Genomic DNA, 26,258 nt, shown 5'->3' on the forward strand with positions numbered 1-26,258 from the left:
AATTTATTGAATTAAAAATATCGATAGTTATAGTTAAGCTTTCCTCCATCGGTCGACGAGACCAGGACGCCTGAGCGCGTTCCCACCCGGATTCATCTCAAGCCATACCTCAAAAACAGGAGCATCACGATGACGACCCAACGACTCACGACCGCCGCCGGCGCACCCGTCGGTGACAACCAGAACGCGCAGACCGCGGGACCGCGCGGCCCCGTCACGCTGCAGGACTTCTGGCTCGTGGAGAAGCTCGCGCATTTCGACCGCGAAGTGATTCCGGAGCGACGCGTCCACGCGAAGGGCTCGGGCGCGTTCGGCACGTTCCGCGTGACGCATGACATCACGCGCTACACCAAGGCGAAGCTCTTCGCCGAAATCGGCAAGGAAACGCCGATCTTCATGCGCTCTCGACCGTCGCGGGCGAGCGCGGCGCGGCCGATGCCGAGCGCGACGTGCGCGGCTTCTCGATCAAGTTGTATACGGAAGAGGGCAACTGGGATGTCGTCGGCAACAACACGCCGGTGTTCTTCATCCGCGATCCGTTGAAATTCCTCGACTTCATCCACACGCAAAAGCGCGATCCGTACACGAACCTGCGCAGCAACGTCGCGGCGTGGGACTTCTGGTCGCGTCATCCGGAATCGCTGCATCAGGTGACGATTCTCATGAGCGATCGCGGCATCCCGAAGAATTATCGGCAGATGCATGGCTTCGGCTCGCACACGTTCTCGTTCATCAACGCGGACGGCGAGCGCTTCTACGTGAAGTTCCACTTCAAGTCGCAGCAGCCGCTCGAGCATTACACCGATGCGCAAGCCGCCGCCGTCATCGCGAATGACCGGGAAAGCGCGCAGCGCGATCTGGTCGGAAACATCGACGAGGGCAATTTCCCGCGCTGGCATTTCCGCATTCAGGTGATGACCGAAGAGCAGGCCGCGAAGTCGACGGACAATCCGTTCGACATCACGAAAGTGTGGCCGCACAAGGACTATCCGCTGATCGATGTCGGCGTGATCGAGCTGAATCGCAATGCGCAGAACTACTTCGCGGACGTGGAGCAGGCCGCGTTCACGCCGGCGAACGTGGTGCCGGGCATCGGCTTCTCGCCGGACCGGCTGCTGCAGGGGCGTCTCTTCTCGTATGGCGACGCGCAGCGCTATCGCCTCGGCATCAACCATCACCAGGTTCCGGTGAACGCGCCGCGTGCGCCGATTGCGAATTCGTTTCACCGCGATGGCGCGATGCGCACCGACGGCAATCTCGGCGGCCGCGTGAACTACGAGCCGAACCGCTACGGCGAATTCGCGCAGGACGCGAACGCGAACGAGCCGCCGCTCGCGGGCGGCACGGTGTATCGCTACGACCATCGCGAGGACGACGATTACTACAGCCAGCCGGCCGCGCTTTTCAGGCTCTTCGACGATGCGCAGCGCGAGCGCTTCTTCGGCAATATCGCGCGGCACATCCACGGCGTGCCGAACGAGATCGTCGCGCGGCAGATCGGGCACTTCCGCCGCGTCGATCCGGCTTATGCGGAAGGCGTCATCGATGCGCTCGCGCAGCTCGGCCAGCACGTCGACGAGCAAAGCATCGCCGCTCTCTGACAGCGGCGCTTCGAAACACACGGAGAAAACATCATGTCTCAGGCGTTGAACCACATTGCAGAGGCCGTCGAGCATATCGAAGCGACGAGCCTTCAGGCTTCACGCGGCGTGCGTGTCGCGATTGCGTTCGGGATCGTCGCGGCGGGGTATGGGCTCGTCGTGGCGAGCGGTGTCGTCGGCGCGTGAGCGTGAACCGGCGGCGCGCGGAAGGAGGCAGCGAGGCGCAGCGGCGAGCGTCCGGAAGGCCCGTGCCGCAAATGAATCGTCCCCGTTTCTACGATAAACTGTCGAGCGCTCGAAACGCCCGCGGCAACACGATGCACGCGGCGTTCGCACCGTTCGAATCACTCTCTCACGGAGTCATCATGGCGAAGAAAGGCACTGCACCTGCCGTCAATATCGGCATCAGCGACAAGGACCGCAAGAAGATCGCCGAGGGCCTGTCCCGGCTGCTGGCCGATACATACACGCTGTATCTGAAGACCCATAACTTTCACTGGAACGTCACCGGCCCGATGTTCAACACGCTGCATCTGATGTTCGAGACGCAGTACACCGAGCTTGCGCTCGCCGTCGATTCGATCGCGGAACGTATCCGCGCGCTGGGCGTGCATGCGCCGGGCAGCTACAAGGAATTCGCGAAGCTCTCGTCGATTCCGGAAGCGGACGGCGTGCCGGCCGCCGAAGACATGATCCGCCAGCTGGTGGAAGGTCAGGAAGCGGTGGTGCGCACGGCGCGCGAAATCTTCCCGGCGACGGAAGCCGCGAACGACGAGCCGACCGCCGACCTGCTCACGCAACGTATGCAGACGCACGAGAAGACCGCGTGGATGCTGCGCGCGATGCTGGCTTAAGCATCGGCTTGAATCGAAGAAGCCCCGCTTTGAAGCGGGGCTTTTGCTTTTCAGGACGTACGCGCGCGCTGTTCTAAAATACCCGCATCGCGTTTTTTCGCCTGCCTGCCTCCATGTTCGCCCGACTCCCGCTCTACATGCGCCTCGTGCGCCTCGACAAGCCCATCGGCAGCCTGCTGCTTCTATGGCCGACGCTCAACGCGTTGTGGATCGCGTCGGACGGCCATCCGTCGCCGATGCTGCTCGTCATCTTCATCGTCGGCACGATTCTCATGCGCTCGGCGGGCTGCGCGATCAACGATTACGCCGACCGCGACTTCGATCGCCATGTGAAGCGCACCGCCGAGCGGCCCATCACATCGGGCAGGATCAAGGCGTGGGAAGCCGTCGCGCTGGCCGCGGCGCTCTCGCTCGTCGCGTTCCTGCTGATCCTGCCGCTCAACACGCTCACGAAGGAACTGTCGGTGTTCGCGCTTTTCGTCGCGGGCACGTATCCGTTCACCAAGCGTTTCTTCGCGATTCCGCAGGCGTATCTCGGCATCGCGTTCGGCTTCGGCATTCCGATGGCCTTCGCCGCTATTCAGGACCATGTGCCGATGCTCGCGTGGATCATGCTGATCGCGAACGTGTTCTGGTCGGTCGCCTACGACACCGAATACGCGATGGTCGATCGCGACGACGACATCAAGATCGGCATCCGCACATCGGCGCTTACTTTCGGCCGCTACGACGTGTTCGCCGTGATGCTCTGCTACGCGGTGACGCTCGCGATCTACGTGGGAATCGGCATCGCGCTCGGCTTCGGCTGGTTGTACTGGCTCGGCTGGCTCGCGGCGGCGGGCTGCGCGGTGTATCACTACGGGCTGATCCGAAACCGCGAGCGGATGGCGTGCTTCGCCGCGTTCAAGCACAACAACTGGCTCGGCGGCATGCTGTTCGCGGGCATCGCGCTGCATTACGCGGTCCACTGAAAGTTTGCGCCTGAAAAGACAAACGGCAGTTCACAATGAACTGCCGTTTTTACATGGCGAGGCGATTCGCGCGTCAGGCCGCGCCCAGTTCATCGCCCATTTCTTTCGCACGCGCCTCTGCCGCCAGCGCGCCGCGCACGATCGCGTCCTTCACGCCTTGCGCGTCGAACGCGGCGAGCGCCGCCGCCGTCGTGCCGCCCTTCGACGTCACGCGCTCGCGCAGCACGCTCGCGGGCTCGCCCGATTGCGCCGCCAGTTGCGCGGCGCCCGTGAACGTCGCGACGGCGAGCGCGCGGCCTTGCGCTTCATCCATGCCGAGCTGGCGCGCCGCTTCCTGCATCGCTTCGATGAAATAGAACACGTAGGCCGGGCCGCTGCCGGAGATCGCGGTGACGGCGTCGAGCTTCGCTTCGTCGTCGAACCAGACGGCCGTGCCGACCGCTTCCAGCACCTGCGATGCGAGTGACTTCGCGGCATCGGTCACGCCGGGCAGCGCGGCGAGGCCCGTCACGCCCATGCCGATCAGCGCGGGCGTGTTCGGCATCGTCCGCACGATCTGCGTGTAGCCGTTCAGCCAGCGCGAGAGGTCCGTCGCGCGGATGCCCGCCGCGATGCTGATGACCGTCTGCTTCGACAGATGCGGCGCGAGCGCTTCGGCCACGCCCTTGAGCACTTGCGGCTTCACGGCGAGCACGATGGCGTCGTAGCCGGCGAGCGTCGCGTCGACGGCCGCGCCCGTCGCGATGCCGAACTGCTGCGCGGTGCGCTCGCGCGCTTCGTCGTTGATGTCGATGGCATAAATGTCGGCGGGCGCCGTGCCGCGCTTGATGAGACCGCCGATGAGCGCCGCGGCCATGTTGCCGCCGCCGATGAATGCAATTTTCATGATGAAGGTCAGGTCAGGTGGTGTAGTTGCGCGCGCCGAATATCGCGGTGCCGATGCGCACCATCGTCGCGCCTTCGAGCACGGCGGCTTCGAGATCGGCGGACATGCCCATCGAGAGCGTGTCGAGATCGAGGCCGTCCGCGCGCAGGGTGTTCATCAGTTCGCGCAGACGCGCGTGCGGCGCGCGCTGCGCATCGAGCGTGTCGGCGGGCTCGGGAATCGCCATCAGACCGCGTAGCGCCAGGCCGGGCAGGGCGGCAACCGCATGCGCGAGCGCGACGGCTTCGTCCGGTTCGACGCCGCTCTTCGACGCCTCGCCGCTCACGTTCACCTGCACGCACACATTGAGCGCGGGCGCGCCTTCGGGACGCTGCGCGGAGAGACGCTCGGCGATCTTCAGGCGATCGATGGAATGCACCCAGTCGAACTGCTCGGCGACGACCTTCGTCTTGTTCGATTGCAGCGGCCCGATGAAATGCCATTCGATCTGGCCGCGCAGATCCGCGAGTTCCGCGATCTTCGCGATGCCTTCCTGCACGTAGTTCTCGCCGAACGCGCGCTGGCCGGCGTCGAAGGCGGCGCGCACGTCGCTGGCGGGAAAGGTTTTCGACACGGCGAGCAACTTCACGGACGACGCATCGCGCGACGCGTCGTGCGCGGCCTTCGCGATGCGTTGCCGGACTTCTTCGAGATGTTGGGCGATGGACATGCGTAAGCTTCAAGGGCGTTCGAGCCACTCATTATACGAAGCGGCTTCACCCGTACAGGAGATGCTCCAGAAGTTGAATCCAGTGCGTGACGGGCGTCGAGGTGCCGCTTTGCAGATGCGCGATGCAGCCGACATTCGCCGACACGATCATCTGCGGCTCCAGCTTCTCCAGCCGGTCGAGCTTCTGGTTGCGCAGCGTGTACGAGAGCTTCGGCTGCAAGACCGAATACGTGCCCGCCGAGCCGCAGCAGAGATGACTATCGACGGGCAGGCGCACTTCGAGGCCGAGCGCGGTCAGCAGATGCTCGACGCGTCCGCGAATCTGCTGACCGTGCTGCAACGTGCACGGCGGATGAAACGCGACCGTATGCACGCCGCGCCGCCGCGCGAGCGCGACGAGCTCTTCCTCGTACATCGGCAGGATTTCGGCGAGATCGCGCGTCAGATCGACGATCTTCTGCGCCTTCTCCGAGTACTTCGGATCGTTGCGCAACAGGTGCGCGTATTCCTTCACGGTCGCGCCGCAGCCGGACGCGTTCATCACGATCGCCTCGACGCCGCTTTCCACATACGGCCACCAGGCGTCGATGTTGTTGCGCACGTCATCGAGCGCGTCGTCGTTGTAGCCGAGATGCAGGCGGATCGCGCCGCAGCAGCCCGCGCTGGGCGCCGTGACGATTTCGATGCCGAGCGCATCGAAGACGCGCGCTGTTGCCGTGTTGACGTTCGGCATCATCGCGGGCTGCACGCAGCCGGCGAGCATCAGCATCTTGCGTTCGTGCTTGTTAGTGGGCGCGACGAGCGGCCGCTCGGGCACCGGAATCTTCGCGCGCAGCTTGCGCGGAAGGATGCCGCGAAACTGCTGGCCGAGCTTCATCGCGGGCGTGAAGAGCGTGCTGTTCGGCAGGAAGCTCGCGAGAAAGCGGCGCTGCAGCCGATGCCGCATCGGCCGCTCGACTTTCTCCTCGACGATCTTGCGTCCGATCTCGACGAGCCGCCCGTATTGCACGCCCGACGGGCACGTGCTTTCGCAATTGCGGCAGGTGAGGCAGCGGTCCAGATGCAGTTGCGTGCTGCGCGAGACGGGCGCGCCTTCGAGCATCTGCTTCATCAGATAGATGCGCCCGCGCGGCCCGTCGAGCTCGTCGCCGAGCAACTGATAGGTGGGGCAGGTCGCCGTGCAGAAGCCGCAGTGCACGCACTTGCGCAGGATGGCGTCGGCTTCGTCGCCATCGGCTGTGCCGCGGATGAATTCGGCGAGATTGGTTTGCATCGAAGCGCCTGGAAGTCGGGAATCTAAAAGTCGGGATACAAACGCGCGCGGTTGAAGATGCGCGCCGGATCGAATGCGGCTTTCAATCCACGATGAATCTTCATCAGCGGCGCGGGCAGCGGCGTGAACACGCCCGCGTTGCGATCGTAGACAGAGCCCGCGCGGAAGATCGTCGCGTGGCCGCCGGCCTGCTTCGCGCTGATGCGCACGGTCTGCGGATCGGTGTCGGTGATCCACCAGCGCTGCGCGCCGCCCCATTCCATCAGCTGCGCGCCCGGCAGATGCAGCGGCTCCGCGATCGACGGCAACGCGAGCCGCCAGAGCGCCGAGCGCGGCTCGATCACCGCGAAGAACGGGTCGGTCTGTTCGCGCATGCCGATCCAGAAGCGGTCGGCTTCGACGGCATCCACCACTTCGCCGCCGAGCGTGTTGCGCGCGGTCTTCACGGCGGCTTCCGCGCCCGCGAGACGCAGCGCGAGCGTGCCGTCGCGCCATGCGCTGCCGCAGATCGGCAACGGATGGCCGCCCCATTCGTTGAGCTTGCGCACGCCATCGGTGGCGTGCATGTCGAATTTCAGCGTGGCTTCCGCGACGGGGCGCGGCAGCACCTTGATCGAGAGTTCGAGAATCAGCCCGAGTGTGCCGAGCGAACCGGCGAGAAGACGCGACACGTCGTAGCCCGCGACGTTCTTCACGACTTGCCCGCCGAAATGCAGCACTTGCCCGTGTCCGTTCATTACGACCGCGCCGAGCACGAAATCGCGCGGCGCGCCGGTCCAGGCGCGGCGCGGCCCGGCGAGCCCCGCGGCGATGCAGCCGCCGAGCGTGGCGTTGCGCCCGAAGTGCGGCGGCTCGAACGGCAGCATCTGGTTGTGCTCCCGCAGCGCCGCTTCGACTTCGGCAAGCGGTGTGCCGGCGCGCGCGGTGATGACCAGCTCGGCCGGATCGTAGGCGATGATGCCGCGATACGCGCGCGTGTCGAGGATCTCCCCCTGGAGCGTCTGACCGTACCAGTCCTTCGTGCCGCCGCCGCGGATGCGCAGCAGCGTGCCGGTTTCGGTGGCCCGGGCGATCCTCTCCGACCAGCCGGCGACGATGTCGTCCTGTTCCATTCGTGTCCCGCTCGTATTTCGATTTCTGGTGGACTATCCGGTCGATTGTACCGGCCGCTTAAGGGCGCAATACTCGGTGAAACGTGGATAGCGGAACGCGATCCGTCGCTCAGAAGCGCGGCAGTTCGGGATGCGGCAACAGCCCGCCCCGGATATGCATCTTGCCGTACTCGGCGCAGCGCGCGCGCGTCGGGATGCCCTTGTCGGGGTTGAGCAGACCGGGCGGATCGAACGCGCGCTTCACGGCAAAGAATGCGTCGCGCTCTTCCGGCGAGAATTGCACGCACATCGAGTTGATTTTTTCGATGCCCACGCCATGTTCGCCCGTCACCGTGCCGCCCAGCTCGACGCAGCATTCCAGGATGTCGCAGCCGAACGCCTCCGCGCGATGCCATTCGTCGAGATCGTTGCCGTTGAAGAGAATCAGCGGATGCATGTTGCCGTCGCCGGCATGGAACACGTTGATACAGCGCAGCGCGTACTTCTTCTCCATCTCTTCGATGCGCGCGAGCAGCGGCCCGATCGAGCGCCGCGGCACGGTGCCGTCCATGCAGTAGTAATCGGGCGAGATGCGGCCCGCCGCCGGAAACGCATTCTTGCGGCCCGACCAGAACTTCAGCCGCTCGGCTTCGGAGCGCGAAATCTGGATGCGCGATGCGCCGTGCTCACGCAAGACCGCCGTCATGCGGACGATTTCCTCGGCCACTTCGTCATGCGTGCCGTCGGATTCGCACAGCAGGATCGCGGCGGCGTCGAGGTCGTAGCCCGCCTTGACGAATTCCTCGACGGCGCGCGTCGCGGGTTTGTCCATCATTTCGAGGCCGGCGGGGATGATGCCCGCCGCGATGATCGCCGCGACCGCGTTGCCGCCTTTCACGACATCGTCGAAGCTCGCCATGATCACTTGCGCCGTCTGCGGCTTCGGGATCAGCTTGACGGTGATCTCGGTGACGATCGCGAACATGCCTTCGCTGCCGATCAGCACCGCGAGGAGATCGAGACCGGGCGCGTCGGGGCCGAGCGAGCCGAACTCGACGACATCGCCGTCCATCGTCACCGCGCGCACGCGCAGGACGTTGTGCACGGTGAGGCCGTATTTCAGGCAGTGCACGCCGCCGGAGTTTTCCGACACATTGCCGCCGATGGTGCACGCGATCTGCGACGACGGATCGGGCGCGTAGTAGAGGCCGTAAGGCGCGGCCGCTTCCGAAATGGAGATGTTGCGTACGCCGGGCTGCACGGTCGCGGTCCGCGCGTACGGATCGACTTCGATGATCTTGCGAAAGCGCGCGAGCGACAGCACGATGCCGTGGCGAATCGGCATCGCACCGCCGGAGAGGCCGGTGCCCGCGCCGCGCGGCACGATCGGAATGGCGAGGCGCGCGCAGATCTGCACGACGCGCTGCACCTGCGCCTCGGTTTCCGGCAACGCGACCGCGAGCGGCAGACGGCGATACGCGGCGAGGCCGTCGCACTCATAGGCGGCCGTATCTTCCTCGCGAAAGAGCAGGCAATGCGTCGGCAGCACGGCCATCAATGCCTGCACCACTTCACGCTGACGCGCGGCGAGTTGCTCTTCGCTCAGCTCGGGTGCCTCTTCGTGCGGCAGATTGGGCGACCGTTGCTCGGATTTGAGCTCGTCGGGTGCGTTCATGTCTTCTCCTCTTGATGCCTGCGCTGTTCGTGGCGCCTGTTTCCTGCGTCCATCTTGCGCGACTTCGTCAGCCTTCGAAAGTGAAGATTTTCCCCGGGTTCATCAGGTTCTTCGGATCGAGCGCGTGCTTGATCGCGCGCATCGTGGCGACTGCGTCCTCGCCGTGCTCGTCGATCAGAAAACCCATCTTGTGCAGTCCGATGCCGTGCTCGCCGGTGCAGGTGCCGCCCATCTTCAGCGCGCGGCCGACGATGAGCCGGTTGATGCGCTCGGCTTCTTCCAGCTCTTCGGGCTTGGCCGGATCGAGGAGCATCGCGACATGGAAGTTGCCGTCGCCGACGTGTCCGACGATCGGGCTCGGCAAGTACGAGCCTTGCAGATCCTTTTCCGTTTCCTCGACGCATTCGGCGAGGCGCGAGATCGGCACGCAGACATCGGTCGTGACGGCGCGGCAGCCGGGCTTCAGTTGCAGCATCGCGAAGTAGGCCGAATGGCGCGCGTTCCAGAGGCGGCTGCGGTCTTCGGGGCGCGTCGCCCATTCGAAGTCCTCGCCCTTGTTCTCCGCGACGATGTCCTGCACGGTTTGCGCCTGTTCCTTGACGCCGGATTCGGTGCCGTGGAATTCGAAGAACAACATCGGCGATTCGCGCAGCGTCAGGTTCGAGTGACGGTTGATGGCGCGCACGGCGAGCTTGTCGACGAATTCGACGCGCGCGATCGGCACGCCCATCTGGATCGTTTCGATGACGGCGCGCACGGCGTCGCCCATCGACGGAAACGCACACACGGCCGCCGAGATCGCTTCGGGCTGCGGATAGAGCCGCACGGTGATTTCGGTGATGACGCCGAGCGTGCCTTCCGAGCCGACGAAGAGGCGCGTGAGGTCATAGCCCGCCGACGACTTGCGCGCGCGCGTGCCGGTCTTGATGACGCGGCCATCGGCGGTGACGACCGTGAGGCCGAGGACGTTTTCGCGCATCGTGCCGTAGCGCACGGCGTTGGTGCCGGAGGCGCGCGTCGCGGACATGCCGCCGATGCTGGCGTCCGCGCCGGGGTCGATCGGGAAGAAGAGGCCGGTGTCTTTCAGCGCTTCGTTGAGCTGCTTGCGGGAGATGCCGGGCTGCACCGTCACCGTGAGGTCTTCGGGGTTGATCGAGACGATCTGGTTCATCTCGGACAGGTCGATGGAGACGCCGCCTTGCACCGCGAGCAGGTGGCCTTCGAGCGACGAGCCGTTGCCGTAGGGGATGATCGGGACGTCGTGTTCGGCGCAGAGCTTGACGATCGTCTGGACTTCCTCGGTGCTGCGCGCGAAGACGACGGCGTCGGGAAGCTGCGGGTCGAACGGGGACTCGTCGCGGCCGTGGTGTTCGCGAACCGCCTGCGATGCCGTCGCGCGGTCGCCGAATGCTTTTTTCAGCGCTTCGAAAAGGGACGCGGGGAAGGGGCGTTTTTGGAGCGCCTGGTGTTCGGTGGGGTGGTTCACGTGCTTGTCTCCGGGCCGTGCGGCTTTGTGTTGTTGGCTTTCGCGTTTGGTATGGGTGTTGCGGGTTTTGCTTACGGTTTCGCTCGTTCTGGCGATCGTTCTGCCGATTTGCGATGCGTGTGAAATCCGTACGGTGTTCATCTCATTTTACGCCGTCAGGGCGATGGCAGGCGGGGCCTGGGTTTGAGGCCAGTCGGCGTGCCTATAATGGGGCGGACTATGGTTGGTATATCAGGGAGTCAGCGATGGGAAACCGCTTGAGCAAAATCGCCACGCGTACGGGGGATGATGGGACGACCGGGCTTGGTGATGGCAGTCGTGTATCGAAGGACGATGCGCGGATCGCCGCGATCGGGGATGTGGATGAGTTGAATTCGTGTATCGGCGTTTTGCTTTGTGAACCGATGCCTTCTGATGTTCGCGATGCGTTGACGCAGATTCAGAATGATTTGTTTGATCTTGGTGGGGAGTTGTCGATTCCGGGGCATTCGATGATTCAGAATTCTCATCTCGCGCAATTGGATGCGTGGCTGGAAGAGTACAACGCGACGCTTCCGCCGCTTAAAGAGTTTATTTTGCCGGGTGGGTCGAGGGCGGCGGCGTTGGCGCATGTGGCAAGGACGGTTTGTCGACGGGCGGAGAGGGCGATTGTGGCGTTGGGGCGTGTTCAAACTGCTGGAGTTAATGAGGCGCCGCGCAGGTATGTGAATCGGTTGTCGGATTTGATGTTTGTGCTTGCGCGTGTGTTAAATCGCGCCGACGGCGGCAAGGATATGTTGTGGGAGAGCCGGCGAGGTTCTAATGGCTAACGATTCGATTCCGTTCTCTTAAGGCACTCGGTCCACGTGATAACAGACATCCCCACACAGCACGACTTTGAGGTCGTTGGAATGCAATTGCTCAATGTCGCGTGGGACACTGCAGCGACGCTGGTCTGCGACCTAAATTTGCTTGATTACAGAGGGGCAGAGGAAGATCAGCAGAATATCGCCTATTGGAGATCTGCACGGATCCAGTTGAATACTGGACTTGCCATCGCGCAGCAAGGCAGTGAATTCTTGCTTAAGGCTCGGATCGCGCGAGAAGATCCTTATATGCTGCTTGGCGACGAAGGGAGGGAGTGGTCAAAAAAACTGAATTCAAAACCAAAATCATTTCTCGAATTCAGGACCGTCGATGCGCAAGATCTTGTGAGAATCCATGATTCCGTTTGTAGGTTGATAGCCGTTTATCGATGCTCGCATCGGATTTAATTCGTATAGTGCTGTTCATCAACAGCTATCTGGGGAAAGATAAGAATTGGGTGAAAGCTCGATACAGCTATCTTTGTTCGACTCCAGTTTCTATTATTGATCCAGAAACTTACGCTGATCACAGATTGATTGGCGAATTCGGCGCCGTTCGAGATTTGCCGACACCAACCGAAATGAAAGTGTATTTCGGGTTTGATAAAAAGCGTCGAAACTTCATGTGCCCGCGCTGTGTGTTTGGTGGGGTGTACGGTTATGACGACCGCGAGCCGAAAACCGCAATGCTTGAGCCGAACAAACATGACCCGGACGCGGTATGGTGCTTTGTCTGCGGGGAGATTCAACCCGTGGAACGTGTTCTCTGCACTTCTGCCGAGTGCAAAGGAAACGTTATTTCATTCGAATGGGGGCGCTGCCTCAACTGCGGTGCGGAAACGCCCTGAACAACTCCAGATTCCTTCGAGATAGAAGTCAAACACATGCCTTCGTCGTCATTTCGGACGGAAGTTGAAAGCGGTCGCAAGCACTGTGCGACCGCTTGTTCAATTAGTTCCCTCCGCCTCGCACCACTCGGCGCTGTTTGACGGATTCCGCCAATCCCTCAAGCACTTTCACGCTTTCATCCCAACCGATGCACGCGTCCGTAATGCTTTGGCCGTAGGTCAATTCGCATCCTTCCTTCAAATCCTGCCGCCCGGCGACAAGATGCGACTCCACCATCACGCCGACGATTCGTTCATCGCCAGCAGCAAGCTGTTTGCCGATATCCTCACAAACCGGAATCTGATTCTCATGCTTCTTCGAGCTATTCGCATGGCTCGCATCGATCATCAGTCGCGCGGCAAGGCCAGCCTTCCCGATATCGCTACAAGCAGCATTAACTGAATCAGCATCGTAATTAGGCGTCTTCCCACCGCGCAGAATGATGTGGCAATCCTCATTACCCGCGGTCGAAACGATCGCCGAATGCCCACCCTTAGTAACAGAGAGGAAATGATGCGGTTGCGATGCCGCCTTGATCGCATCGACAGCAATCTTCACGTTGCCGTCAGTGCCGTTCTTGAACCCGACGGGACAAGACAGCCCGGAAGCCAACTCCCGATGCACTTGCGACTCAGTAGTCCGCGCCCCAATCGCCCCCCACGAAATCAGATCCGCGATGTACTGCGGGCTGATCATATCGAGGTACTCGGTGCCCGCAGGCAAACCAAGCTCATTGATATGCATGAGCAGTTCCCGCGCGGCTCTCAACCCATCATTGATCTTGAAGCTGTTATCCATATACGGATCATTGATGAGCCCCTTCCACCCGACCGTCGTCCGCGGTTTTTCGAAGTACACGCGCATCACGATCTCCAACTCACCGGCGAATCGACGACGCTGCTCGATCAACCGCCCCGCATACTCCATCGCGGCCTTGGGATCATGAATCGAGCAAGGCCCGATGATGACGATCAGCCGGTCATCCATCCCATGAAGAATGCGATGCATCGACTGTCGCGCATTGAAGATCAGCTCGGAAACAGGCTCGGCGCAAGGAAACTCGCGGATCAGATGCGCGGGCGGGGTCAGCTCTTTCAGCTCACGGATACGGACGTCATCGGTATTGTGCGGGGGCATTTCTGTTCTCCTACAGCGGCGTGTGATTCGAACTAAAAAGGGCGAAAAAAAAACCGCCAGACTCGCTGGCGGTTTTTCGGGAATTCGGTCTGTTCAACCTGTGTACGACTCACCCCTCTCGATCCGCCAGCGGCTTGAGATGCCAAAAGAAATAAAAATAAAACTTGGCGGACATGATGGATGGAACGTCGGTCGAAAAAGAGTGTGACTGCCTTTATAACCTCAAACGCGCGGCGCTGACAACCCGCCTCGCATCAAAACGCGGACAATCCGCATCGAACGGCGCGGCAACGCCGCAATCAACCGCAATCGATGCGGAAAACCCGCATGAAAAATCAAACCGTGCCGCCGACCGTCATCTTCTCGATGCGCAACGTCGGCTGCCCGACGCCCACCGGCACGCTCTGACCTTCCTTCCCGCACACGCCGACGCCGCTGTCCAGCGACATATCGTTGCCGATCATCGTCACGTACTTGAGCGATTCCGGCCCGCTGCCGATCAGCGTCGCGCCCTTGACCGGATACGTGATCTTGCCGTTCTCGATCATGTACGCCTCGGACGCCGAGAACACGAACTTGCCGTTGGTGATATCGACCTGACCGCCGCCGAAATTCACCGCGTACAAGCCGTTCTTCACGGAAGCCAGAATCTCCTTCGGATCCTTGTCGCCATTGAGCATGTACGTGTTGGTCATGCGCGGCATCGGCAGAGCGGCGTACGATTCGCGGCGCGCGTTGCCCGTCACCGGCATCTTCATCAGGCGCGCGTTCAGCGAATCCTGGATGTAGCCCTTCAGGATGCCGTCCTCGATCAGCGTCGTGCACTGCGTCGGGTTGCCTTCGTCGTCGATGTTGAGCGAGCCGCGCCGATTCGGCAGCGTGCCGTCATCGACGACCGTGACGCCCTTCGCCGCCACCTGCTCGCCGATACGTCCCGCGAACGCCGACGATCCCTTGCGGTTGAAATCGCCCTCGAGCCCGTGTCCGACCGCCTCGTGCAGCAGCACGCCCGGCCAGCCCGGCCCGAGCACGACGGTCATCGCGCCGGCCGGAGCGGGGCGCGCTTCGAGATTGACGAGCGCGGCATGCACGGCGTCGTCGACGTACTTCTGCAGGATCGCATCGGTGAAATAGGCGTAGTCGTAGCGCCCGCCGCCGCCGCCCGTGCCGATCTCGCGCCGGCCGTTCTGCTCGGCGATCACCGTCACCGACACGCGCACGAGCGGACGCACATCCGCCGCGAGCGCGCCGTCGCTGCGCGCGACGAGCACGACATCGTATTCACCGGCCATGCCGGCCATGACCTGCGTGATGCGCGGGTCTTTCGCGCGCGCCATCTGCTCGACGCGCTCCAGCAGCTTCACCTTGGCCGTGGCATCGAGCGAATGGAGCGGATCGGCGGCGAGGTACAGATCGCGCCCCGATACGCCCGTCAGCGTGCTCGCCGGCTTGACCTTGTGCTTGCCGCCGCCCGCCTTGGCGATCGCGCGCGTGGCGATCGCGGCCTGGCGAATGGATTCGGGCGACAGGTCATCCGAATAGGCGAATGCCGTGCGCTCGCCGGACACGGCGCGCACGCCGACGCCCTGATCGATGCTGAAGCTGCCCGATTTGACGATGCCTTCCTCCAGACTCCACGCCTCGCTGCGCGTGGACTGGAAATAGAGGTCGGCGTAATCGACGCGATGCGTGAAGATCTCCGCGAGCGTGCGCGTGATCAGCCCTTCGTCGAGGCCATACGGCGTGAGCAAAACGTCCTTCGCCGTGACCAGGTTGCGAATGCCGGGTTCGATGATGTTCATTCGGTGCCTATTGCGTGTTCTGTGACGTGTTCGGTGATATTTCAGACAAATTTCAGACGATTCTAAGGTCTGTTTCAGTCCGATGATGTGCGGGGAGAAACCCGCGTCTTCAAATCGAGTGTTCCAGCCGATGAACGCGCGATCACCCGATCACGCGATGCCGGTATGCCGGCAAGCTCTGCCGCACGGCCGCGATGCGTTCCAGATCGATGCCGCCCGCCACGACGCCCATGCCTTCATCCTTTACGGCGACGATCTCGCCCCACGGATCGACCAGCATGCTGTGCCCCCACGTGCGCCGGCCGTTCTCGTGCTTGCCGCCTTGCGCCGCGGCCAGCACATAGCATTGATTCTCGACCGCGCGCGCCTTCAGCAATGTTTCCCAATGCGCGTTGCCGGTCGTGTACGTGAACGCGGACGGCACGACCATCAGCGCGCAATCGCCGAGCTTGCGATACAGCTCCGGAAAGCGCAGGTCATAGCACACCGACAAGCCCACGCGCCCGAACGGCGCTTCGAACGTGCGCACTTCGCTGCCAGGGCAAATGGTCCGCGCTTCGTCGAACTTGTCCTCGCCCTTTTCGAAATTGAACAGATGAATCTTGTCGTAGCGCGCGACCTGCTTGCCCGCCGGATCGAAGACGAGCGTCGTGTTCAGCACGCGATCCGGTTCCGGCGATTGCAGCGGCAACGTGCCGCCGATGATCCACACGCGATGCTCGCGCGCCGCATCGGAGAGAAACTGCTGGATCGGGCCCGAACCCGGCGTTTCGCGGATCGCGAGCTTGTCGGTGTCCTTGAGGCCCATGTAGCAGAAATATTCGGGCAGGAGTACCAGTTGCGCGCCGCCGCGCACGGCCTCGGCGATGAGGTGTCCGGCGTCGGCCAGATTGCGTTCGCGGTCCGGCGTGCTGACCATCTGCAGCGCGGCGACCTGAAACGGGGCCGCGCTTTCGCTCGATCTTTCGCTCATGTCTCGATTGCGCTGGTAGAAATTGGGGACGATAACGGCGTTGCCGGCGCCAGCGCGAACGCCCGTTTTCAGCGGGCAGCCGACGGAACCACGGCGGCGGCGGGTGTTTCGATCTTACCCTGATCGCCACCCAGCCGCTGGATGACAGGTTTGCTCCACGATCCGGTGATCGAATAGTCGAGCGCGAAGGCTTTCTGAATCGATGCCGACAGCGCGAGATCCGCCGCGAGCGCGCCGAGGCCGAGCAGCGGATTGATCACCGCCGCGCCCAGCGCGACCGCGCCCGCGCCGACGGTCGGAATCACTTTCACGCGGAGGTCTTGCGTCTGCTTCGGCATGTCGACGGTTCCCTGCATCTGCACGCGCGCGGGCGACGTCACCATGAGGAAGTCGTCCGTATGGCTGATGCCGTCGACGATCTTCGCATTGCCCGTGATCTTCTCGAACGGCAGCCCCTTGCCGACGACATCATCGAAATGCAGCGTCAGCAGGTTCGCGAGGCTGCGCAGGCTGAAGATGCCGAGCCACTTCGCCGCGTTCGGCGCGCGCAGGATCTGACCGTGACGCAGATCGACGGCGACGTTGCCATCGAGCGTGTTCACATCGACGGCAGTCGGACCGCCGTTCCAGCCCGCGTGACCCGAAATCGTGCCGCTGCCCGCGTTCACGACACGCGGCGCGCCGAAGCGGTCGATCAACTGGCCGCCGTTCTTCACGTCGAGCTTGAAATCAAGCGACGTGCGGCGCGGGATGCCGTCGTCGGTGCTATCGCGCGCGGTGTTCACGGCGCCGCCCGGCAGCCTGCGCCACGTCGCGTTCGCCAGGAGCGTCGCGTCGGGGTTGGCGAGCTCGAGCTTGTCGAGCGTCCAGATCGGCTCGTCGGCGATGACTTCGTTATGCGCGTCGACTTTGAGACGCCCGAGACTGTGCCCGCGTAACACGAGATCGTCGATGGCGAGATCGATCGTCGGCATGTTGCGCGGCGGCTTGTTCATTACCTTGGCGGCAGGACCGCTATCCGTCCTATCCGGAATCACGAGCCGCGCGAAATGCGCCTGCAACGCGCCGGGGCTTTCCTTCGTCGCGCCCGGCGTCCACGCGACATCGCCGGAAATCTGATTCGACGCGATGTTCGCCTGCCACTTCTGATCCGTCCCGTTCGCGTCGATGGCCACGTTGTCCCAGCGCCGGTCGAGCAGCTTGAGCGTCGTGAAGCGAAGGGCGGCGCGCGTCGGGATGAACTGTTTGACGTTCTCGCTCATCGGCGGGCGCGGCACGTTCGCGGCTTCGGAACCGGGCGGGCTGGACGCGGTTATATCGGCGAAGGTCTTGCGCCAGGCATCGGCGTCGAGCTCGTCGAGATCGGCGGCGGCGCTCACGCCGTCGGCGGGCAGGTCCGCGGGCTTGTTCACGCCGATCGCGCCGCGCACGACTTTGAGTTGCGCGTGCATGTTCATCGGCTCGGCGGGGTTTTGCGGATCGATCTTGACGTGCGCCTTCCCGATCTGCTGAAACACGTAATGCGCGGCCACCGGTCCGAAGCTCAGCTTCGCGTCATGCAGATCCGACGCGCCGCCCGGCGCAGGCTGGAAGCTGAACGAGAGGGGCATCGGCGTGCCCTGCGCCTTGCCGAACGGCGCGGGCAGATCGATGCCGAGGCCCGTCAGATCCGAGCTCGCCTGCACGTTCGGCAGCGCGTTCTTCGCGCCGCGCACGTGCAGCTCGTAAGGCGCGCTGCCGTCGATGCGCTTCATGAACTGCACGGCTTGCGGGCTCATGTGCGCGTTGAGCCGCTGGGCCGCGTCCGCGCCGATGCGTCCGTTCACGTCGATCGCATAGCTGCCGTCCGGCTGCACGCCGCCCTTGGCGCGCACGTCGCCGCCGAGCAGTTGCGCGGAGATGCCGTCGAGCGTGACGGTCTTCGCGGCGAAGTCGGCGCGGCCGCGCAGATGCGTGAGCGGCGGCAGATTGCCGTACGCGACCACGTCGTCGGCGAACGTGACCGAGCCTTTGTATTCGGGCTTGATCGGCGGCAGCGGCGCGGGCGGACGATAGCGCGGAATGCCGAGCGTGAGCGCGAGCACGGCGTCGCCCTTCGCGTCGATCTTGCGCGTCGCGTGCTTCGCCATCAGGCCGAGCGAGCTGTCGTCGACATAGCGCAGCATGTCGGCGAGCGGGCCGCGCGCCTTCCCGTCGATCCACAGCTTGGTTTCGCGATTGCCCGTATCGTCGATGCGCCCGATGACCTTCGATACCTTCACGCCGCGGTAATGCCCCTTGTCGATATCGAAGCCGAGCTTGTTCTGCGCGAGCGTGAACGTGCCGTCGATGCCCTCGAATGCCGGCCAGAAGTTCGGCATGCCGTTGGCCATCTTGCGCGGCGGGAACGGCGTCGGATCGAACTTGCCGTCGGTGAAGGGCGCGTTGATGCGGAAGATGCCCGCGTCGGGAAACTTCGCGTAGGGAAAGCGCGTGAGATCGCCGTGCACTTCGATCGTCCCGTTCCTCGAGACGCCCGCCTGCAACGCATGGCCGAGATAGACGCGCACGCGCTCGTTGAGGCTCGTCGGCAGATAGCGCACGAGGCTCGTCACCTTCAGATGCGCGACCTTCGCCTTCAGATCGAGATTGCCGCGTCCGTGGCCCTGGTTCCAGTAGTCGGCGGTGACTTCGCCTTCGGCATCGGCGTTCTTCACGCGCAGCGTTTCGAGGTGAATCGTGAACGCGCGGCGCAGCTCGCCCGGCGCGATGGCATCGGCGACCGTCCAGCGCGCACTGCCTTTCAGCGAATCGAAGGTGAGGCGCGGATCGTCGAACGCGCCGGGAATGATGACGGCCGCATGCTTCGTGTCGATGGTGATCCGGCCTTCCTTCTCGTTCGCGTCGACGCGGCCCCACAAATTGTCGATGCCCGGAATGCCCGCGCGCGGATGATTGTTGATCGTGAGGCCCGGCGGCGGCTCCTGCGCCTGAATGCTCAGGCCTTCGAGATCGCCCTTGAACGCGTAGCGCAAAAGGGGCGCGTCGCCTTTCTTGCGCTGCTGCTCGGCTTCTTCCTCGGTCTTCGGCGCGCCGCGCTCGGTGAAGATCATGTAGTTCGACACCTGGCCGCGCGGATTGAAGCGCACGAGCTCGTTGAGCACCTTCGCCGGCACCGGCAGCGCGCGCACGAATTCCGCGAGGATGCCGATATCGACGGTATCGCCCGTCAGCCGCACCAGTTGCCCCTTGCCGATGCTCGGCGCCCGATACGTGCCCGTGAGCGTGCGCGAGACGAGCAGGCGCGTGACCGGCGTGCCGTCTTCGAGCGCCGGCTGGCCGAACTCAGCGTGCAGGTTCTTGAGGTTCAGCGTGTATTCGGTGTCTTTCCTGTCGATGCTCCAGCCGAAGCGCGCGATCGGCATATCGAGGCGCGGCTGCGTCGCGTGCACGCGCAGCGCGACGTCCGCGCCGGTCAGCTCGCCGCCGGCATCCTGCAACTGTCCGCCCGCGAAGTTCAGCCAGATCTGGTTGTTGATGCGGCCGGTGTACATCTGGAACGGCAGCTTCACGTAGCGCCCGAGCGTCGGCAGATCGACCGGGCCCGTCGACATGTAGAGGCGGCCGGTCCAATTCGCCGGCGCGCCCATCGCGGAAAACGGCTGATGCCGGAAGTCCGCGCGGAAGTCGAGCGGGCCGTGCAGCAAGTCGCCGTCGGCGGGCGCCTTGAGCGCGAGCCGATGGCGCGAGCCGTCGTTGACGATCGCGAGATGCAGCCGCTTGAACGCGATCTCCGGCGCGGTGCGTTGCGCGTCGCGCCAGCGCAGCGTGCCGTCGCGCAGAACGATGTGGTCCTGGCCGAGCAGCCAGGTCGTGAACGCGTTCGAGCCGGTGCGATGCGTGGGAAGTGGCACGCCCGCGACCGAGAGCGCGCCGTCGGCATTGCGCGCGATGATCACGTCGGGACCATCGACGGTCAGGTCCGCGAGCTTCGGCTGCAGATGCAGCAGCGACGACCACGCGATGCTCGCGCTCGCGTGCGGCACGGCGAGTCCGGGCGAGCCGTCGGCGGCGTCGATGCGCAGGTTGTCGATATCGAGTGTGGGCGTAAGCCCCGACCATCGCGCGGAAATCCTGCCGATATGAAGCTGCGCGTGAATCTTCGACGAGACCAGTTCTTCGATGCGCGGCCGGAACGAATCGACCTGCGGCATGACGAGATAGCGCAGGCCGACATACACGCCCGCCACCGCGAAATACGCGATGACCGCGATGACCAGAAGGGTTTTGAAGACGCGCGAAAGCACGCGCTCGGCGTTGCCGCTGGGCTTGGCTTGTCCAACTTCGGTCGGGTCGACGGATTGTCTGCTGTCGGACATGCTGCGGCTGTTCGGCGATATGGTAGTTTTGCGTGTTTGACGCTGAAATGTAACACGGGCATAGCGGGGACGGCCGCGGCCTGCGCACTCGTGGATGCTCGCAAAGCCGCGCCCGGCAAGACTCGCGGCGCGATGTCCGATGCGCTATGTCTTTCCGGAAGCAATGAGCGAACCCAATCTTTCATGACCGACGCGACTCTTCTCAGTTCCGACTATTCCAACTATGCGGCGCGCGCGTATGCGGCGCGACCCGAACTGGCGTCGAATGTTGCGCAGTGGGCGCAGTCGCGCATCACGCGCGGCTGGATCGAAGCACGGCTCGATGCGCACTGTGCGCCGTGCACCGCCAACGGCGTGCTCGACGAAGCCGCGCTCAAGACCGCGCTGCGGCGTCTGCGCACCGACGTGTTCTGCACGGTGATGGAGCGCGATCTCGCGGGCCACGCGGATGTGGCCGAAGTCACCGGCGCGATGACCGATCTCGCCGAAGTCACCGTGCAGCGCGCGCTCGCGGTGCTCTCGGCGGATCTCGAAGCGCTCTTCGGCGAGCCGCGCGGGCCGAACGGCGAGCGGCTGACGCTCGGTGTCGTCGGCATGGGCAAGCTGGGCGGACGTGAGCTCAACGCATCGTCGGACATCGACCTGATCTTCGTTTATGAAGAAGATGGCGAAACCTCGGGCGGCACGCGCTCGCCGCTCACGACGCAGGAATTCTTCACACGGCTCGGCAAGCGGCTGATCGGCGCGCTCGCCGAGATCACGCAGGACGGCTATGTGTTTCGCGTCGACATGCGGCTGCGGCCCAACGGCGATTCGGGTCCGCTCGTGTGCAGCCTCGGCATGCTCGAAGAGTATTTCTACGTGCAGGGCCGCGAATGGGAGCGCTACGCGTGGATCAAGGGACGGCTCGTCTCGGAGACGCAAAGCGAGTCCGCGAAGCGCCTCGTGAAGCAGCTCGAAGCGATCGCCACACCGTTCATCTACCGGCGCTATCTCGACTACGGCGTGATCGCCGCCATCCGCTCGCTGCATCAGCAGATTCGGCAGGAAGCGCGGCGGCGCGCGTCGATGCGCCCCGACAAGGCCGACGACATCAAGCTCGGCCGCGGCGGCATCCGCGAGATCGAGTTCAGTGCGCAGGTCTTTCAGTTGATTCGCGGCGGCCAGGCAGCGGATTTCCGCATCCGGCCGACGCTCGCGGTGCTGGAACGCGCTTCTGCGCACGGCTTGCTCGCGCCCAACGTGTGCAACGCGCTGTCCGAGGCGTATCTGTTTTTGCGCACGGTGGAGCATCGGCTGCAGTATCGCAACGATGCGCAGACGCACGCGATGCCCGTCGCCGATGACGAACGCGCGCGGCTCGCGACATCGCTCGGCTTCGCGGACTATGCCGCGCTGATGGAGAAGCTCGACGCGCATCGCGAACTCGTCGAGCAGCAGTTCGACGCGATCTTCGCCGACAAGGTGAGCGGGCAGGGCGGCTGCGGCGTCGCGGAGGATTCGGCGGCGTCGTGGATCTGGAGCAGCGCGCTCGCCGACGACTCCGCGCAGGAAGAGCTCGCCGCGCGCCTGTCGGAACTCGGCTTCGCGGACCCCGCGCCGGTGCTGTCGCGTCTGACCGGCGTATGGAATTCGGCGCGCTATGCGGGCTTGCCGTCGCAGAGCCGGGAGCGCTTCGATATCGTCGCGCAACGCGGGCTCGAAGCGGTGCAGTCGATCGATGCGGCGCGGCGCGGCGACACCATCACGCGCCTCTTCGATCTGCTCGAAGCCATTGGCAGGCGCGGCGCGTATCTCGCGCTGCTGACGGAATATCCGGCGGCGCTGGAGCGCGTGCTGTCGGTGCTGTCCGGCTCGCGCTGGGCGGCGGGCTATCTGATCCGCCATCCACAACTGCTCGACGAACTGCTCGACGACGAAGCCATCGCGAGCCCGTTCGACTGGACCGCGTTCAAGCGCTCGCTGATCACGCGGCTCGACGCCGCCGAGGATGCGGAGCATCAGATGGATCTGCTGCGCCACGCGCATCAGGCCGAAGTGTTCCGCATTCTGCTGATCGATCTCGCCGGACATCTGACTGTCGAGCACGTGAGCGACCGTCTCTCCGAACTCGCCGACGCCGTGCTCGACGTCACGGTGCAAACCGTGTGGAAGCAGTTCCCGAAGCGGCATCGCGAGACGCCGCGCTTTTCCGCCATCGCGTACGGGAAGCTCGGCGGCAAGGAGCTGGGTTACGCGTCGGATCTCGATCTCATCTTCCTCTACGACGATCCGCACGAATCCGCCTCCGACCTCTACGCGATGTTCACGCGCCGCCTCATCACCTGGCTCACGGCGGCGACGGGCGCGGGCACGCTCTTCGATGTCGATTTGCGCCTGCGTCCGAATGGCGAATCCGGCCTGCTCGTGACCGACCTCGATTCCTTCCGGCGTTATCAGATCCGCGAAGGCGATGCCGCGAACACCGCGTGGGTCTGGGAGCATCAGGCGCTTTCGCGTGCGCGTTACAGCGCGGGCGATGCCGAGATCGGCGCGGCGTTCGAGAAGATCCGCGCGGACGTGCTCGTCATGGAACGCGACGCCGCCGCGCTCGCCCGCGAGATCGTGTCGATGCGTCAGCGTGTCGCCGAGGGGCATCCGAACCGCAGCGACCTGTTCGATCTGAAGCACGATCGCGGCGGCATGGTCGATATCGAGTTCATCGTGCAGTACTGGGTGCTGCTGCACGCGCGCGAGCATCGCGAGTTTCTGCGCAACGCGGGCAATATCACGCTGCTGAAGATCGCCGCGAAAAGCGGTTTGATCGCCGAAGACGAAGCGGATGTGATCGGCGCGGCATACCGGCATTACCGCAAACTCCAGCACACGCTGCGGCTCGACGGCATGGAGAAGGCGCGCGTCGATCCGGCCGAAGTTCAGGCCGAACGCGACGCGGTGACGGCGTTGTGGGAGCGGGTGTTCGCGATAGCGGCCGGCTGACGCTCAGGCGGCCAGCATTTCCTTCGCGTGCTTGCGGGTGGTCGCGGTGATTTCGATGCCGCCCAGCATGCGCGCGACTTCCTCGATGCGCCGGCTCTTGTCGAGCGGCGTCACCGTGCTGACGGTGCCGCCGGCATCGTCCGACGACTTCGCGACCTGGAAATGCTGATCGCCGCGCGCGGCCACTTGCGGCAAGTGCGTGACGCACAGCACCTGACGGTCGCGCCCGAGCTGATGCAAAAGACGCCCGACCACTTCCGCGACGCCGCCGCCGATGCCCGTGTCCACTTCGTCGAAGATGAGCGTGGGCGTGGGGCTCGCGGTGCTCGCGATCACGGCGAGCGCGAGGCTGATACGGGCGAGCTCGCCGCCCGACGCGACTTTCGCGAGCGGCCTCAACGCGACGCCCGCGTGACCGGCGACGCGGAATTCGATCTGCTCCAGCCCGTTCGCGCCGCCCTCGGCGAGCGGCACGAGCGCGACTTCGAAGCTGCCGCCGGCCATCGACAATTCCTGCATGCCTTCGGTGACGGCTTTCGACAAGCTCTTCGCCGCTTTGGCGCGCGCTTTCGACAGCACCTTGGCCTGCGCGAGATAGTCGTTCTTGGCTTTGTCGGCGGCGGCGTTGAGCGCGTCGAGATCGGCGGCGGCGTCGAGTTCGGCGAGCTGACGGCGGCGCGCGTCGTGTTCCTCCGGCAGCGTTTCCGGCTGAAGGCGGAATTTGCGCGCGGTCGAGTGCAACTGGTCCATGCGCTTTTCGACTTGCGCGAGGCGGTCCGGGTCGAGCTCCAGCCGCTGCGCGTAATGCGACAGCGAGTACGACGCTTCCTGCAACTGGATCTCGGCGGGTTCGAGCGACGCGAGCACGTCGTTCAGCGCCGGATCGATGTCGGCGAGGCCGCGCAGCTTCGAGATGATGGTGCCGAGCTGCGAGATCATCGCTTCGTCGGATTCGGAGAGTGCGCCGAGTGCGCCCTGCACGCCGTCGATGAGACTTGCCGAATGCGACAGCCGATGATGCTCCGCGCTCACTTCCTCCCACTCGCCGGGCTGCGGCGCGAGCTTGTCGAACTCGCTCAGTTGCCACGCGAGGCGCTCGCGTTCGAGTTGCAGCTCGCGGTCGCGGCTTTGCGCGGTTTCGACGGCCTGCTGCGCGTCACGCCATGCGCGCCACGCGCGATTCACCGCACTCGCGGCGTCGAGCAACTGCGCGTGGGTGTCGAAGAGTTCGCGCTGCGCGTCCGGCCGCATCAACAATTGATGCGCGTGCTGTCCATGAATATCGACGAGCATCTCGCCCACTTCGCGCAGTTGCGCGAGCGTCGCGGGCGTGCCGTTGATGAACGCCCGCGAGCGGCCGCCCGAATCGATGACCCGGCGCAACATCACTGAATCGCCGTCTTGCGACAACGCGTGCTCGTCCAGCCATTGCACGACGAGCGGATGCGTCGAAAACTCGGCGGTGATGTCCGCGCGCGCCTGGCCCGCGCGCACCACGCTCGCGTCGCCGCGTGAGCCGAGCGTGAGCGCGAGGGCGTCGATCAGGATCGACTTGCCCGCGCCGGTTTCACCCGAAAAGACCGTGAAGCCTGGATCGAAATCGATATCCAGCGTGGCGACGATGACGAAATCTCGAATGGACAGATGACGGAGCATGGACGCTTCGGAAGAGGAATTCGGGATTCGTGCGGTTCAGAGAGCGGACGAGTCCTGCGACGGATGCTCGTTCCAGTGCAGCTTCTTGCGCAGCGTCGCGTAGGTGCTGTAACCGACCGGATGCAGCACCGGCACCGTATGCTTCGAGCGCCGCACTTCGATCGCGTCGTTCAGCTCGACGGCGGTGAACGACTGCATGTCGAAGTTCACGTTCACATCCCGCCCGCCGATGATCTGAATGGTGACCTTCGAATCGTCGGCCAGCACGATCGGTCGGTTCGACAGTGAATGCGGCGCGATCGGCACGAGCACGAAGCCTTGCAACTGCGGATGCAGGATCGGCCCCGCCGAGGACAGCGCGTACGCGGTCGAGCCGGTGGGCGTCGCGACGATGAGGCCGTCCGAGCGCTGGTTGTACATGAAGTGGCCATCCACCGACACGCGCAGTTCCGCCATGCCGGAGAAGCCGCTGCGGTTCACCACGACGTCGTTGAATGCGAGTGCGTGGTAGATCGGCTTGTCGTCGCGCACGATGCGCGCTTCGAGCAGGCTGCGCTCCTCGCGCTCGAACTGGCCGGCGAGCATCTGCGGCACGAGTTCGCGCATCGCCTTGAGCGGAATGTCCGTGATGAAGCCGAGCCGCCCGTGATTCACGCCGATGAGCGGCGTCTTGTACGGCGCGAGCTGCCGGCCGATGCCGAGCATGGTGCCGTCGCCGCCGATCACGATCGCGACGTCCGCGCGCGCGCCCATCTCGGCGATGGAGAGCGCCGGAAATTCCGTCACGCCGACGTCCTTCGCGGTGCCCGCCTCGAACACGACCTCGAAGCCCTGCTGCACGAGGAGATCGGCGAGCGATCTCAGCGGCGCCTCGATGCCCGGCGTGTTGGTGCGCCCCACGAGCGCGACGGTCTTGAATTGGCCAATTTCCATGCCGGCATTACACCATAGTCAGAGAGCGAAAAGAACCGTGGCCGACGCCGTGAAGCCTGACGGCAAGCATGCTCCGGGCAGGGCGATCGTTTCTCGCTAGAATGGAGCGGACGTTGAACGCAGCCCGGGCGGCGCGGTTCG

Annotated in this window: 19 protein-coding genes and 1 pseudogene; 8 read left to right on the forward strand and 12 right to left on the reverse strand. The window is 64.2% G+C overall.

Annotated elements, in window-relative coordinates; all coding sequences use genetic code 11:
* Positions 1 to 129 precede the first annotated feature (129 nt).
* The 4 genes and pseudogenes from AWB78_RS11205 (at position 130) to ubiA (ending at position 3,426) form a co-directional block, all read left to right on the forward strand.
* Positions 130 to 1,601 (forward strand): annotated as a pseudogene (locus AWB78_RS11205) (catalase).
* Between the two features lie 33 nt (positions 1,602 to 1,634).
* Positions 1,635 to 1,787: a hypothetical protein gene (locus AWB78_RS46440; RefSeq protein ID WP_157697457.1), complete on the forward strand. Its 153-nt coding sequence runs from the start codon at positions 1,635 to 1,637 to the stop codon at positions 1,785 to 1,787.
* Positions 1,788 to 1,966: 179 nt separating this feature from the next.
* Positions 1,967 to 2,455 carry a Dps family protein gene (locus tag AWB78_RS11210; RefSeq protein ID WP_062604766.1) on the forward strand — a complete coding sequence of 163 codons (489 nt, stop codon included), beginning with the start codon at positions 1,967 to 1,969 and terminating at the stop codon, positions 2,453 to 2,455.
* A gap of 113 nt (positions 2,456 to 2,568) precedes the next feature.
* Positions 2,569 to 3,426 carry a 4-hydroxybenzoate octaprenyltransferase gene (ubiA, locus tag AWB78_RS11215; RefSeq protein ID WP_062604648.1) on the forward strand — a complete coding sequence of 286 codons (858 nt, stop codon included), beginning with the start codon at positions 2,569 to 2,571 and terminating at the stop codon, positions 3,424 to 3,426.
* Positions 3,427 to 3,499: 73 nt separating this feature from the next.
* Here ubiA and proC read toward each other — a convergent pair whose 3' ends face one another.
* From proC to AWB78_RS11245, 6 genes are all read right to left on the reverse strand, one after another.
* On the reverse strand, positions 3,500 to 4,312 hold the full coding sequence (gene proC, locus AWB78_RS11220; RefSeq protein WP_062604649.1) for a pyrroline-5-carboxylate reductase: 813 nt from the start codon (positions 4,310 to 4,312) through the stop codon (positions 3,500 to 3,502).
* A gap of 13 nt (positions 4,313 to 4,325) precedes the next feature.
* Positions 4,326 to 5,021, reverse strand: coding sequence for a YggS family pyridoxal phosphate-dependent enzyme (locus AWB78_RS11225; protein WP_062604650.1), 696 nt, complete (start codon positions 5,019 to 5,021; stop codon positions 4,326 to 4,328).
* A gap of 46 nt (positions 5,022 to 5,067) precedes the next feature.
* The gene (gene glcF / locus AWB78_RS11230) at positions 5,068 to 6,294 is read right to left on the reverse strand and encodes a glycolate oxidase subunit GlcF (RefSeq protein WP_062604651.1); all 1,227 of its coding nucleotides are present in this window, start codon (positions 6,292 to 6,294) and stop codon (positions 5,068 to 5,070) included.
* 23 nt (positions 6,295 to 6,317) lie between these two features.
* A complete protein-coding gene (gene glcE / locus AWB78_RS11235) occupies positions 6,318 to 7,406 on the reverse strand; it encodes a glycolate oxidase subunit GlcE (RefSeq protein WP_062604652.1) in 1,089 nt (362 codons plus the stop codon).
* A 109-nt stretch (positions 7,407 to 7,515) separates the two neighbouring features.
* Positions 7,516 to 9,060 (reverse strand): FAD-linked oxidase C-terminal domain-containing protein, encoded by a 1,545-nt coding sequence (locus AWB78_RS11240; RefSeq protein WP_062604653.1) that lies wholly within the window; start codon positions 9,058 to 9,060, stop codon positions 7,516 to 7,518.
* A gap of 67 nt (positions 9,061 to 9,127) precedes the next feature.
* Positions 9,128 to 10,546, reverse strand: a complete 1,419-nt coding sequence (locus tag AWB78_RS11245; RefSeq protein WP_062604654.1) for an FAD-binding oxidoreductase — start codon at positions 10,544 to 10,546, stop codon at positions 9,128 to 9,130.
* Positions 10,547 to 10,791: 245 nt separating this feature from the next.
* Between AWB78_RS11245 and AWB78_RS11250 the strand changes: the two genes are divergently transcribed.
* The 3 genes from AWB78_RS11250 to AWB78_RS46445 all read left to right on the forward strand — a co-directional run bounded on the left by AWB78_RS11250 (position 10,792) and on the right by AWB78_RS46445 (position 12,239).
* A complete protein-coding gene (locus AWB78_RS11250; RefSeq protein WP_062604655.1) occupies positions 10,792 to 11,355 on the forward strand; it encodes a cob(I)yrinic acid a,c-diamide adenosyltransferase in 564 nt (187 codons plus the stop codon).
* A gap of 81 nt (positions 11,356 to 11,436) precedes the next feature.
* Positions 11,437 to 11,799, forward strand: a complete 363-nt coding sequence (locus AWB78_RS11255) for a hypothetical protein (protein ID WP_157697458.1) — start codon at positions 11,437 to 11,439, stop codon at positions 11,797 to 11,799.
* Positions 11,781 to 12,239 carry a hypothetical protein gene (locus AWB78_RS46445; protein WP_157697459.1) on the forward strand — a complete coding sequence of 153 codons (459 nt, stop codon included), beginning with the start codon at positions 11,781 to 11,783 and terminating at the stop codon, positions 12,237 to 12,239. Before AWB78_RS11255 ends, AWB78_RS46445 begins: the two co-directional genes overlap by 19 nt.
* Positions 12,240 to 12,342: 103 nt before the next feature.
* On the opposite strand, the gene aroG is transcribed toward AWB78_RS46445, so the two are convergent.
* The 4 genes from aroG to AWB78_RS11275 all read right to left on the reverse strand — a co-directional run bounded on the left by aroG (position 12,343) and on the right by AWB78_RS11275 (position 20,549).
* Complete coding sequence (gene aroG, locus AWB78_RS11260; protein ID WP_062604657.1) at positions 12,343 to 13,416, reverse strand: 3-deoxy-7-phosphoheptulonate synthase AroG; 1,074 nt, start codon at positions 13,414 to 13,416, stop codon at positions 12,343 to 12,345.
* A gap of 335 nt (positions 13,417 to 13,751) precedes the next feature.
* Positions 13,752 to 15,218, reverse strand: coding sequence for a metalloprotease TldD (gene tldD / locus AWB78_RS11265; RefSeq protein ID WP_062604658.1), 1,467 nt, complete (start codon positions 15,216 to 15,218; stop codon positions 13,752 to 13,754).
* Positions 15,219 to 15,360: 142 nt separating this feature from the next.
* Positions 15,361 to 16,191, reverse strand: a complete 831-nt coding sequence (locus AWB78_RS11270; RefSeq protein ID WP_062604659.1) for a carbon-nitrogen hydrolase family protein — start codon at positions 16,189 to 16,191, stop codon at positions 15,361 to 15,363.
* A 68-nt stretch (positions 16,192 to 16,259) separates the two neighbouring features.
* On the reverse strand, positions 16,260 to 20,549 hold the full coding sequence (locus AWB78_RS11275) for a YhdP family protein (protein ID WP_062604660.1): 4,290 nt from the start codon (positions 20,547 to 20,549) through the stop codon (positions 16,260 to 16,262).
* Between the two features lie 183 nt (positions 20,550 to 20,732).
* Here AWB78_RS11275 and glnE point away from each other — a divergent pair, with 183 nt between their 5' ends.
* Positions 20,733 to 23,528 (forward strand): bifunctional [glutamate--ammonia ligase]-adenylyl-L-tyrosine phosphorylase/[glutamate--ammonia-ligase] adenylyltransferase, encoded by a 2,796-nt coding sequence (gene glnE / locus AWB78_RS11280; protein ID WP_062604661.1) that lies wholly within the window; start codon positions 20,733 to 20,735, stop codon positions 23,526 to 23,528.
* A gap of 3 nt (positions 23,529 to 23,531) precedes the next feature.
* On the opposite strand, the gene recN is transcribed toward glnE, so the two are convergent.
* Positions 23,532 to 25,184: a DNA repair protein RecN gene (gene recN / locus AWB78_RS11285; protein WP_062604662.1), complete on the reverse strand. Its 1,653-nt coding sequence runs from the start codon at positions 25,182 to 25,184 to the stop codon at positions 23,532 to 23,534.
* Positions 25,185 to 25,220: 36 nt separating this feature from the next.
* Positions 25,221 to 26,117, reverse strand: a complete 897-nt coding sequence (locus tag AWB78_RS11290; RefSeq protein WP_062604663.1) for an NAD kinase — start codon at positions 26,115 to 26,117, stop codon at positions 25,221 to 25,223.
* Positions 26,118 to 26,258 lie beyond the last annotated feature (141 nt).

Origin of the sequence: Caballeronia calidae (assembly GCF_900044055.2) — a bacterium.
Lineage (GTDB): Bacteria > Pseudomonadota > Gammaproteobacteria > Burkholderiales > Burkholderiaceae > Caballeronia > Caballeronia calidae.

Excerpts from the sequence above, each read along its gene's own strand:
- AWB78_RS46440 (WP_157697457.1), top strand. The coding sequence starts at position 1,635 with ATGTCTCAGGCGTTGAACCACATTGCAGAGGCCGTCGAGCATATCGAA.
- AWB78_RS11210 (WP_062604766.1), top strand. The coding sequence starts at position 1,967 with ATGGCGAAGAAAGGCACTGCACCTGCCGTCAATATCGGCATCAGCGAC.
- ubiA (WP_062604648.1), top strand. The coding sequence starts at position 2,569 with ATGTTCGCCCGACTCCCGCTCTACATGCGCCTCGTGCGCCTCGACAAG.
- proC (WP_062604649.1), bottom strand. The coding sequence starts at position 4,312 with ATGAAAATTGCATTCATCGGCGGCGGCAACATGGCCGCGGCGCTCATC.
- AWB78_RS11225 (WP_062604650.1), bottom strand. The coding sequence starts at position 5,021 with ATGTCCATCGCCCAACATCTCGAAGAAGTCCGGCAACGCATCGCGAAG.
- glcF (WP_062604651.1), bottom strand. The coding sequence starts at position 6,294 with ATGCAAACCAATCTCGCCGAATTCATCCGCGGCACAGCCGATGGCGAC.
- glcE (WP_062604652.1), bottom strand. The coding sequence starts at position 7,406 with ATGGAACAGGACGACATCGTCGCCGGCTGGTCGGAGAGGATCGCCCGG.
- AWB78_RS11240 (WP_062604653.1), bottom strand. The coding sequence starts at position 9,060 with ATGAACGCACCCGACGAGCTCAAATCCGAGCAACGGTCGCCCAATCTG.
- AWB78_RS11250 (WP_062604655.1), top strand. The coding sequence starts at position 10,792 with ATGGGAAACCGCTTGAGCAAAATCGCCACGCGTACGGGGGATGATGGG.
- AWB78_RS11255 (WP_157697458.1), top strand. The coding sequence starts at position 11,437 with ATGCAATTGCTCAATGTCGCGTGGGACACTGCAGCGACGCTGGTCTGC.
- AWB78_RS46445 (WP_157697459.1), top strand. The coding sequence starts at position 11,781 with ATGCTCGCATCGGATTTAATTCGTATAGTGCTGTTCATCAACAGCTAT.
- aroG (WP_062604657.1), bottom strand. The coding sequence starts at position 13,416 with ATGCCCCCGCACAATACCGATGACGTCCGTATCCGTGAGCTGAAAGAG.
- tldD (WP_062604658.1), bottom strand. The coding sequence starts at position 15,218 with ATGAACATCATCGAACCCGGCATTCGCAACCTGGTCACGGCGAAGGAC.
- AWB78_RS11270 (WP_062604659.1), bottom strand. The coding sequence starts at position 16,191 with ATGAGCGAAAGATCGAGCGAAAGCGCGGCCCCGTTTCAGGTCGCCGCG.
- AWB78_RS11275 (WP_062604660.1), bottom strand. The coding sequence starts at position 20,549 with ATGTCCGACAGCAGACAATCCGTCGACCCGACCGAAGTTGGACAAGCC.
- glnE (WP_062604661.1), top strand. The coding sequence starts at position 20,733 with ATGACCGACGCGACTCTTCTCAGTTCCGACTATTCCAACTATGCGGCG.
- recN (WP_062604662.1), bottom strand. The coding sequence starts at position 25,184 with ATGCTCCGTCATCTGTCCATTCGAGATTTCGTCATCGTCGCCACGCTG.
- AWB78_RS11290 (WP_062604663.1), bottom strand. The coding sequence starts at position 26,117 with ATGGAAATTGGCCAATTCAAGACCGTCGCGCTCGTGGGGCGCACCAAC.